Genomic DNA, 11,106 nt, shown 5'->3' on the forward strand with positions numbered 1-11,106 from the left:
AGCGCCAGGGCTGCACAGACGACAGAGAAGAACGGAGACTGCTGGCAAACACTCCATCAGACATTTATGCGAGAACGCGCGGGCCAGGCAGGCCAGGGACCGAGCAAGACCTGACTGGCAACACGCATCGCGGCAAAAGCCAATTTTCGTCGACACCGTATGCACATTGCCTTTCAGAGCAGTTGACCTCTACGTCAACCTTTCAAGAAAAGGCGTCGAATAGAACGTAAGCGACAAATCAGATTCCAGCTTTTCGATTCTTTTATTGATTCAAGCTCTTCTGCCAGGGCCAGAAGCTTGTTTTCACTTTCGACTAACGAAGCCTGCTTTTGCGCCTGAGTCTCGCCGACTAGCTGATTAAGGTGATCAATCTGCTCGCGTCGCGAGTCATTTTGCCCTTCAAGCCATTTGATCTGAGCCAGATAGGTGTCGGACAAATCTTGTAGCTGGCCAACAAACTCAACCAAAGGCTGCGTGAGAGAGCGTGATCGATCAAGAAAAGTTGGTAATTGATGTGACGACCAATCAGTGTATTTGATCGCTTCGTTTTTTTCGCCCGAGACAAAAGTCATGAAACGGGCCTCCTGGAGGGAGTACTCCTCAAACATGGACTCGGTAAAATCGACTCCAAGATGAGCAAAAACCACACAAAACAATTGCCCTTGATTTAACAGACGCATATCGGCAGGCACAGCAAAACTGGAAATCATCCGAACCAGAGTAGTCAGTGATCGGTAGGCCAGATAGCCCAGCGAGATATCACCTTTTACTGACCATTCCTGATCGATAATCGCAGGAGCGCCGTCAGACAAGATAATATTCTGAGGAACAGTGTCCAGTAACTTACCTGATACTTTGAGCAATAGATCGAGTTCAGACCCTTCCGACTCCAGACCGACCGACTGCTGCACGATGTTCAGGTAAGTGGAGAGAAACCGGGCAATCTGTTTCGCCGTCCAACCCGGCGTCTGGACGATACGGACAAATTCAGCACTCATCGCATGGCCGGAGGAAAACGCCTCTGCTGGCAAAACATGCTGGTATTCATCTTCCGAATCCACAGCTATCGCATCAGGGCATAAGCGCTGATGCAACACACTGACCACCTCGCCCACCTGCTTGAATTCCGCAAACTTGCAGAAAGCCCCCTGCCGCTCGCTCGAATAATGAATGGCCAGAGTTTGGTTATCGAAGATGGGCTCATCTCTATTCGCGGCAGGTGAAACGACAAACAAGAAAGAGTTTGCCAGATCAGGAAATAGGCCATTCTGTGCGATAACAGGCCATACACACTCAAGTGAAAAGTTCAGATATTCGGATGAGGTTTGTGCGTCACGAGACGCGGTCTGAGCAGCAAGCACCGAGCCATTGAAGGAAGAATTTTCTGCACTGGCAGCAGGCAAGACGACACTCGTTGCCAATTTATAATCCGGAAGCGGGAGTGCCAGCTCAATGCGCTGAAAACCCGCCTGAAGAAATCGGTTCGAGAGTTCTACACGACCAAATGTTTCAACACCAGGCCGCTGGTATAAGCCCTGAATACCAACCATCGGAACACTTAGATGATCTTCCGGCGCCCCTGCAAAATATTTGAGCCCCAACTGGTTTTCAATAGCGACTACAAGTATCCCTTCAGGCTTGAGCAACTTTCTGGCTGCCATCAGCATAGACTGAACCGGATCTGCGCCCGCGCCAAAAACCCCGGAATACTCCAGAACACCGATCAATGTGATCACGTCAAAGCGTACATCTGTCTCGAATAGATCAAAGTGATCGTTTATCACTGTGACATTCGGCAGGTCCCGTGTGCGCTCGGCAGCGATCATTGCACGACGACTGCTACCTTCAATGGCAATGATATTGCCACCATTTTCGCCCAGAAAACGGGTAATGGCACCGCATCCAGCACCGATCTCAAGCACATCGCCCTTGAGACGCTGCGACAATGGTCGCAGTAGATTTCCCCGCGAAGCGCTCAAATGATAGCGCGTGGGCCAGTCATTACATGCGTTACGCAGCTCTTTGGAAAAAATAGAAACGTCAGATGCTTCGTGGATGATCCGATACAGTTTATTTTCGGTTCCATCACCATCACTGTAAGTAAAGGCCGCCGGTGTTGTGCGTGCCCAGATTCGTTGTTCAGCCTGAAATGTATATCCCAGTTCGGCGAGATCAAGAGATGAATGGCTCATTTAATACTCATCCCCATGTTCAAATTTGTAAGTCCAAAAAAACGAGAGTCAGTTTTGACTGCAAAGTGGATTGAGTCATAACGTCGGTCGTGCGGGACGATTTCCTCACCCTCACGAGTTGCAAGACCTAGCGATATGAAAAAATCGCCGTCACCCAGATTACAGTTGAAAGAAATGTCCGCTGTGAGCGTCTTACCCCCTTCGTAAACGGTCTGAACACCATCACATTGTAGAAGCTCAGAGTTACTGCCAAAAAGGGTAACGCCATCTTTTGTTTTTATCGTCATACCGAGGATCGGCCGCATCAATGGCTGGATAATTTTTATTGCAACTTTCAAATTAACCTGAGAACCATTGCTTATTAGCGCTGGAAACTCCTCGCCTTCACTGAAAAAGGAAAAATCGGTTATCTGAGCGCTGCCATCTCCCCAGCGATATTCGTAGGAATTATAAAGCGGACGTTTGCTAAAGTTGTCTAGATCAAACGATAGCTGAGTGGTATCTATCGGAACAGGCTGGACTTTGCTGACTTCGGACTCGACGTCAACTACATCTTCAGAAGGCGACGGTAGTTCTAATTTTTTCTTCTGCTCCCGGCCAAACAGCAAATCCAAGTAACTATTGATAACATCTCGCGGGTTACCTTGCTGAACCATATGACCTTGATCAAGCAGCACGGCACTCGAGCAATGCGTGACTACCTGCTCACTGCTGTGTGTCACAAGCAAAATACTAGTGCCGTTATCTTTTAATCTTTTAAGTCGATCAAAACATTTCGCCTGAAACTTTGCGTCGCCTACTGCCAGTGCTTCGTCGACAATCAGAATCTCAGGATCAATTTGTGCCTGAACTGCGAAAGCTAGTCGCACCAGCATGCCACTGGAATAAGTCTTTACGGGCTGATCAATAAAATGACCGATATCTGCAAAAGAGGCAATGCTGTCAAAGCGATTATCGATCTCTTCCTGACTCAATCCCAACAGCGCGGCGTTCATGTAAACGTTTTCGCGGCCAGTGAATTCGGCATTGAATCCGGAGCCTAGCTCAAGCAGCGCCGCGACACGCCCATGACTGGCGACGGAGCCGTTGGTAGGTGTCAGTGTACCAGCGATAATTTGAAGCAACGTCGACTTGCCGGAACCGTTTCTCCCGACAATGCCGACTGTCTCACCACGAGGCACTTCGAAAGAAATGTTCTTCAGCGCCCAAAACTCTCTGAACAGGTTCTGCCGCCCACGAAAGATCATCTGTTTCAGACGATCCTGAGGATTATCGTAAATATGGTAACACTTGCTAATATCTGAAATGATGATCGCGCTATCTGATGACATTACACAGCCTATATATTTCGGGAGCGGCAACACCACGCTCAATCAAACAATCGCTCCTGGAGCCGCTCAAAAACTGGCTCCTCACGACTCGGTTATGCCTTGATGTATTGCTTGAGCCACATTTTCAACAGCGAAAACAATGACATTCGCTGGACTTCGGGAGCACTGACAGCCTCCGCAAGAGGTTGCTCAATCACAATATATTCGATGAACCCGGCGCGAAGCTCGGCGCTATCCAGCAGAAGTAGCTCTGCCTCCATTACACCCTTGGCTTCCTGCGAGCTGATAAACTGCTGAATCATCCAATAAACTTTGTCGTTACCCTGGAGATTCACCGAATTATGCAATCGATGGACGTCGACCAGCCAGCTCTCGACGCTCGCCCCCTTATAGAGCAAATCACGTTCAAAACGCCGCATTCCAGTTGCCATCACCCAACAAATCTCAAACAGCATCCATGCTCGATTTGAAGAGATGGTGTTACTCCCGTGAATCCGGTATTGCATAAGCGCTTCAGGCAGAACGACGCACTTCGACGTTTCAGCAGCACGAAACATAAAGTCCCAGTCGTGGGCGAATCTGAGATTGCGCATACCGCCAATTTTTTCGTAAAGCTTGCGGGTAAATACTATATTACTAGTGGTCGATACAAAGTTTGACACGATCAAATTCAAGGAAAAATCGTCTGTCGCTGAAAATGATCTCTCCATATGTGGGATCGACCAAGGCAGCATGTTTTTCCATGCTTCCTTAACGCCTAATGGCTTGCCATCGGCATTGATAACCTCGATCCAAGTGGTAACCAGGTCAGCATTTTCACGCTGAAGTGCTTCCACGCAACGCTTCAACCTATCGGGATGAAAAATATCATCGGAGTTCAGGATGGCTAGATACTCACCTTGAGCAAGCGCCAACCCTCGATTGATTGCGTTATGTGCCCCTGAATTTTTCTGTTCAACAAGCTTGAATCGCGAGTCACTGATCTGCCGCAGATAAGACAACGAGTCGTCTGTCGATCCATCATCGATAACGATAAGCTCAAGATCGCGCTCACTTTGATTTAAAACGCTCTCGACAGCCTTTTCAATATAGTGGCGGTGATTATAACTTGGAATTACTACCGAAATCTTGGTCATCAGTTACGACTCAGATGGTTCTGAACCCAGTCCCAACTGCCAGGCAAGCCTGCAGCTAGAGTAATGGGTGAAAAATGAATGCAGCGACTTAGCTTTTCTACATCAAGCACGTTGTAAGCAACGTCAATCGCGCGCGCGTCCCTTCTTTCCAACAGCAGGTTGTACCCCGCGCTTCTCACAATCGGCAAAACATGCTCTTCGACGAGCTGCAGAACCGAAGTCCCTACTCCGCTACCCACATTGTAAACTTCGCCAATCTGGCCAGTTTCGAGAAGCCCAGTAATTGCAAAAGCAATATCATCGACGTGCACATAATCACGTACTGCCCCGCCATCACCAAAAATCGTAATGGATTTACCCTGCAGAGCAGACGCAAACGCCGTCGCCACCAGGCCCTGCCCCTTGAAAGGAATCTGGCCAGGACCATAGGCGTTTGCCGGGCGCACAACGATACCCGGCAAACCACGCTGCCGGCAGTACAAGTGCACCATATGCTCAATACAGAGCTTAGAGGTCCCGTAGAGAGAAATGGGCTGCGCTGCCGCGTCTTCTCTCAGCGGGTTTCTGGTATCCGGGTTGCCGTAGACTGTGCCACCGGAGGAAACAAATATGACTCGGGCAACGCCAGCAGCAATACACTCCTCCATCAACTGGATAGCGGGTGCGATATTGCGCTGATACTCATCCGCCATATCGCAGGCCTGGTTAAGCTGCAAACTGTCATGAGCCAGATGAACTACCGCGTGCGCTCCTGATAAGACTTTCCGCAACAGCTCGCGATCAGCATAATCGCCATAGTGAACATCCAGATTCTGAATGACGGCATCGGATTCAGAATGGCTGTTGCGGCACAACAGATCAACCTTCAGGCCATCTTTTAATAAGTGACGAGCAACGTGCTGCCCAATAAAACCGCCACCGCCGATCAGGACAACCTTCCTCATGACGCAGCCTCTTCATAACCTAGACTGGCTTTATTGAAGCAATCGATGTACTGATTGGCGATCTCAGCGCTGGAGAATCGCTGCAAAATATCATTTTCAAAAGCCAGCAGTGATGCCTTGTATTGGGCCAACGATGCTAACCATTCTGCATATGCGATGTCGCGCGATTCGCCGCCAAGCTCTACCGGGATAGTTCGCCCGCCAGCATAATCGTCCAGGACATTCTGAATATCACCTGTATCCGTGGCAAAAACAGGAACAGCAAAGTTCAAAACCTCAATCATTGCAATTGGCAGACCTTCGTATGCCGATGTGATGACCAAGCCTTCCGTGACACTGGCAAGTTCAAGTGTATTTTCGACGTACGGAATCCGCATGACATTATCGAGCTTTTCTCGCTGGATGAAATCAACGCACTCTTTCGCAAGCTCCCCATCACCGACAAGAACGTAGAATTCGTCCCGATATCCCTGGCGTGACTTCGCAATCTTCAGGAATTCAAGAGGGCGTTTCTGATCAGTCAGGCGCCCGACAAATGTAAACAGTTTACTGCTTGCCGGCAGTCCCAACTTTAGTCGGACAGCCTCGGGGGTGCTCTGCGTCGCCTTGAAATCGATTATCCGCTGAATATCGACTGCCGAATAAATCAAATCAACCTGACTCGAGGGAATGTTCAAATCGCCCACGAAACGATGACGAATCTTTTGATTGATTGCTATAAACCGATCAAAGGAACGAATACCGGGTTCATGGTAACGATTAATCCATCCTTCCTTGGCGTCATATACTTCTTGATCGACGATCGGAATATCGCGAAATAGCGCTCGCAGGTTCAATGCGTTATCGCAAAGCCATGGTGAGCCGTTGCAAATCCATACCAAATCCGGCGCAAGCCAGTTTTTCAAGCGCAGGAGAATACGCAAAAACTCGGAGTGCGGCGCAATTTCCGACATCTCGATTACTCGCGCGCCTGCATCCTGGAACTGACTAGCCAAGCTGCCCTGCTCATGGCGCAAGCGCTCCATCGTGACGATTACAAAATCATAGGAATCGTTGAGTCGTCGGATGACTTCTACCGTATTACGCTCCACCCCACCCACCGCGACAAATACCGGGAACACGAAAACAAGCGGGCGATTCTTTGGTGACTTTATCAGCGCGGGTAAAGATTGACCGGCTGATCGTTGTTTGAATTGGCTGGTCTGAAACCAGGAGTTATGCTCATTGAACTGTACTTCTCTACCTAGGAGCTCAGAAACGGATGAAATGTTATCCGCACTGATATGCCTGCACTCAGTTCGATACAGTTTTCCGCAAAACTCCACGCCCTTCAGGTCCTTGCGCAGAATATTGCTGCTAATGGCCCGCGAGAACACCATCTGATTGCGCAGTTGCCCATAACTAACGTTACCGTCATTACGCAAGTCATAGGAAAGCAGCACGACGTCGCAAGCATTTTCGACGAGCGCAAGCCAGGCTCCGATCAGATGGTCGCGGTGCGGAAAATCGGCGAGGGTATTGGGCCAAAAGTAACAGAAATCCTGAGCCGCATCGTCACTGTGAACTTTTTCAGCAGACAACTTTCCGTCATTTTCAAGCCAGGATATCGAGGCGTCGGCACCCATAATGCCCCGAAAACGCTCGATAATTTGCTCAGACTGCGCATTGTCGCGGTTTACGATCAAGCGCAACGAAACCCTTGAGCCCGATGCCGGAAAATCTTGAACCTTTACTTGCGGCGCGGCGGTACGACGCTTCACGGCCTCATGTAGACGCCTGAAAAGATAACGTGGATCCTTGGCGAGGTAGTAGAGCGCCCGGCCAGCCTGTCGTTGGAGACGAACACGCTTGTTGTTATCAGCACTTGGCTGATTGGACATAGCAAACAGCATCTCTAGTTCATCGAACGCCTGGCGTTGTATTTGAGGCTGGAGCAACTCTGAGGCAGAGCGACTGATATGAGCGGCAAATAAGTTGGACGTCAACTCGTCATCGAACTCCAGAGACTCAGTTTTGTGCTTTTCCAACTGCGTCCAGTAGCTATTCCAGACCGGGCCAAAATGTCGCGACATTGCTAGGGCTAAAACCTGGTCACTACCCGAAATTCTTTGCAGGACGCCATATTCGTACATCGCCCGAAAGAGCGTCGTATAAATAAAACTCAAATAAGCGCCGATCACCTTTCTGGCTTTCTTTCCATTTTTCTGGATTAAGCTTTCAAGATAATTGCAACGCTCGACCAGCCTATCAAGCCTCGCCTGCCACTCTGCCTGGCTTACCCCCTGACGCTCCGTTCTGGAATTCTTAAATGCCTCCGCGAGCGTATCGATCCCGAGTATCCTGCCTACGCCCGGGTGAGCATCTCGAAAAACCACCGCCATACGACCGGCACAGATCTGGCGCTTGCAGAAACCATCCACAACGTACGGATGATAATGATCGCCCTTGGCACTGGTACTGTAGTAAATCTTCATACCCTGCAAAGAGAGGCGATATCCCAACTCGATGTCTTCAAATCCGTATTGGTCAAAACGACCATCAAAAATCGTTTCCTGAGAGGCAACGAGCTCCCGATCAATACAAATATTACAGGTATAAAAGTGCCTGAAATCCACAAAGGACTCGTCCGGCAACCGGTTATAACTAAATTGCTCATTACCGATTTCAGTAATGTGCTCCATCAAGTGGTTGACCGTCAGATCAGAAGCCCAATCAACAACGCCAAGCGTTGCAACATTGCGACCCAGTCGCTTTGCCAGATTTGCGTGGACATTCAACAGATCCGGTGCGGGGAAAATATCATCACCAATTATGAGTAAGCGCTCGCCTGCGGCGGCGCCTATGGCAGCATTTCTCGCTTTCGACGCACCACCGTGATCGTTTTTCAGAACCCTGATCGGAAGATTGGAGACCTGTTCAAGAAATTCGACGCTGCCATCTTCCGAGCCGTCATCCGAAAAGATAATCTCGTACGGAAAATCAGTTTGCCTATCAACAATACGCCATGCCTCGATTACCGTGGGCAACAGGCGCAATCTGTTGTAGGTCGGAATGATCACACTGATGTAAGGAGCCAGGTTTGACGTAGTCGATGAAAGAATCGGCACGGTTGTATCCGCATCCTTTTGCTCTGCAAGATGCTTGGCGTTTATCCATTCCAGATCCAGTGACGGATTGAGATGGCGGCCCTCATGACGCCCATGCAGCCAGTAGTGTACTAACGGAGGAACGCCCAAAGCGGCCACATCCGGATAACGGCTGAGATAATAAGTACCATCAAACTCCGCGCAGGGATCACGCATCTCTCTCCAGCCGACACTCAGGTAGTGCCGTAGCGGATCAACTCCCGCGGCAGCCACATCGGCATTTTGTGCCAGATACCAAGGGGCGTTGAACAGCGCGCTCGTCTCCAACGCAGCTTGCCATCGCCGCTGCTCCAGTTTTTTTCCCAGTCTGGATGGGAGCGTTTTGAAGAGTCGTTTCATGGAATGTTCTCTACGAATACATTTATCGAACGGTTCGCGCGTCCTTAAAGGACGTCGGCGAAACCTTTACGGGTTTTTTGGAACCACCAAAAGCCCGCCCAAGCGACGACGATGCTCAACAAATAATAGCTAGCCAGTGGAACGATCGAAGGCAAAGTTCCCCAGATCAAAACACCCCGGGATGTTTCGATAATGAAGGTCAACGGATTCAGGTAAAGAAGATATCTATATTGTTCGGATATAGCGGTCATAGGGTAAAACATCGGTGACAAAAACATCAGAACGGTAGTGATGATACCCGTGAGTTGGGAAATATCCCGAAAGTAGACGCCAGTCGCAGCCAGAAACCAAGAAAACCCCATAGTGAGCAACACCAGAGGAAACAACACGACCGGAAATAATATGGCTGTCCAGGGAATCGAGCCCTTGAGCAACAACTCTGCTACCAGCAAAACAAACCAACTGATGGCTGTGTGAAACAGCGCAGCCCCCATTGAAATCCATGGCAGGATCTCTAAAGGGAAAATAATTTTTTTGACGTAATTGGGATTACCGACGATTTGACCGGGCGCGCGATTGAAACATTCTGCAAATAGTCCATGCACAATCATCCCCGAAAAAATAATTATAGCGAACTCACCGGTGTCATGAGTCTCCGTATTACCCCAACGAGATTTGAAAATCACGCCAAAAATAAATGTATAAACAACCAGTAGTAAAATCGGGTTGAAAAAGGACCACGCCAGCCCCATGACCGAACCGCGGTATCTACCGATGACCTCTCGGACTGTCATTTTTTGGATAATGGATCGGCGCTCCCAAAAGGTGCGGACCATATCGAACATGCTGGAAGGTGACGGTGTATGGGGGTTCATTAGCGAATCCGAGGAAATGCGAAGTTTGAAATGAAGAGCATCATCATCTTGGTAATACGTATGCGAAAGCCCGGCTTTTGACCTTTCGGATGCGTCGAAGCACTGGCAGGCGCCTCTTCAAATACCGTCGAAGATTGCCGCGAGGATCAGGCCGAGATTGCCCAAAAAAGTTTGCCGGTAGACTCCCGAGCGCCGCAGATACATAAACCGCCTCACGCCCCGGTGCGCCCTCGCCTCCTTGAAACTGTTCAATATGCTACGGTTTTCTTCGTTCAATCGGTAGTCGATCGAGTCCAAGGCACGGATATTCGACTCATTCCAACTGCGAAAACGCCCTTTGAAGATCATGCGCAGCCGATCAATCCGCGAGAAAAAGCCGGAACTCGAACCAATAATATTATCAGCGTGCTGCCGGTAAAGGACGGTGGGCGTGGCGTCATAAAGAATACGCCCACCTGCCCCGGTCACGGCCAGATATGCCCACCAGTCGTGGGATACGATGGTCAGATACTTGCCCGTTTCTCGCAAGAGGCGGCAGGCTGCGTGATTGAACACCATCGTATTTCCCCCACCGATACTTTGCACCAATGCGTTGGAGAATGTGGCAGGACGATTGAATAACGGTGAGAGCCCGATGGATTGGCAATCCTCATTGATCAACTCGGTCCTGCCGCAATACAGAGCGGGTACATCTTGAGGAATGGTCTGGAGCTGATCGAGCGCGGTCTCAAGCTTATGATCACGCCAGATGTCATCCTGGTCAGCCCAGGCGTAAAACGCTGATTCAATTTCATTCCGGCAGGCCAGCGAGATGAAATTTAAAGCAAATCCTTGTCGTGGACCGGAATAAACCTTGAGTTTTTCCTCTCCCCACTTCTCCTTGTATTCCTGAAGAATCTCCAGAGTCGAATCCGTAGAGCCGTCATCAGAAACCGCAACAACCCAGCCAGAATATGTCTGCCGTGCAATTGATTCCAACTGCTCTCTTAAAAACCGCTCACCGTTGTAAGTACACAGGAGTACTGAAACCAACGGTACTCCAGTGGAAGCATCTGAACCGAAGGATCCGGGACCCGACTCTTGCTGAACAGATGAAAAAGGGATTACCACCGAGCACTCCATCGCATAAAAATAAAAATAGTA

Annotated in this window: 7 protein-coding genes; all 7 read right to left on the reverse strand. The window is 49.5% G+C overall.

The features are described from left to right. Positions 1-194 precede the first annotated feature (194 nt). The 7 genes from ACOI8A_RS05015 to ACOI8A_RS05045 all read right to left on the reverse strand — a co-directional run bounded on the left by ACOI8A_RS05015 (position 195) and on the right by ACOI8A_RS05045 (position 11,073). On the reverse strand, positions 195-2,192 hold the full coding sequence (locus ACOI8A_RS05015; RefSeq protein WP_420646608.1) for a class I SAM-dependent methyltransferase: 1,998 nt from the start codon (positions 2,190-2,192) through the stop codon (positions 195-197). Next, positions 2,189-3,523, reverse strand: a complete 1,335-nt coding sequence (locus ACOI8A_RS05020) for an ABC transporter ATP-binding protein (protein ID WP_420646689.1) — start codon at positions 3,521-3,523, stop codon at positions 2,189-2,191. The genes ACOI8A_RS05015 and ACOI8A_RS05020 overlap by 4 nt, the downstream gene beginning before the upstream one ends. Before the next feature lie 92 nt (positions 3,524-3,615). Then, positions 3,616-4,659, reverse strand: a complete 1,044-nt coding sequence (locus tag ACOI8A_RS05025) for a glycosyltransferase (RefSeq protein ID WP_420646607.1) — start codon at positions 4,657-4,659, stop codon at positions 3,616-3,618. Continuing rightward, positions 4,659-5,603, reverse strand: a complete 945-nt coding sequence (locus tag ACOI8A_RS05030) for an NAD-dependent epimerase/dehydratase family protein (RefSeq protein ID WP_420646606.1) — start codon at positions 5,601-5,603, stop codon at positions 4,659-4,661. Before ACOI8A_RS05030 ends, ACOI8A_RS05025 begins: the two co-directional genes overlap by 1 nt. Next, positions 5,600-9,088 (reverse strand): glycosyltransferase, encoded by a 3,489-nt coding sequence (locus ACOI8A_RS05035; RefSeq protein WP_420646605.1) that lies wholly within the window; start codon positions 9,086-9,088, stop codon positions 5,600-5,602. The genes ACOI8A_RS05030 and ACOI8A_RS05035 overlap by 4 nt, the downstream gene beginning before the upstream one ends. Positions 9,089-9,132: 44 nt before the next feature. Continuing rightward, positions 9,133-9,963 (reverse strand): ABC transporter permease, encoded by an 831-nt coding sequence (locus ACOI8A_RS05040; protein ID WP_420646604.1) that lies wholly within the window; start codon positions 9,961-9,963, stop codon positions 9,133-9,135. 117 nt (positions 9,964-10,080) lie between these two features. Further along, positions 10,081-11,073: a glycosyltransferase family 2 protein gene (locus ACOI8A_RS05045; RefSeq protein ID WP_420651190.1), complete on the reverse strand. Its 993-nt coding sequence runs from the start codon at positions 11,071-11,073 to the stop codon at positions 10,081-10,083. Between the last annotated feature and the right edge of the window lie 33 nt (positions 11,074-11,106).

Source organism: Pseudomonas sp. P4795, from assembly GCF_048822895.1.
Taxonomy (GTDB): Bacteria; Pseudomonadota; Gammaproteobacteria; order Pseudomonadales; family Pseudomonadaceae; genus Aquipseudomonas.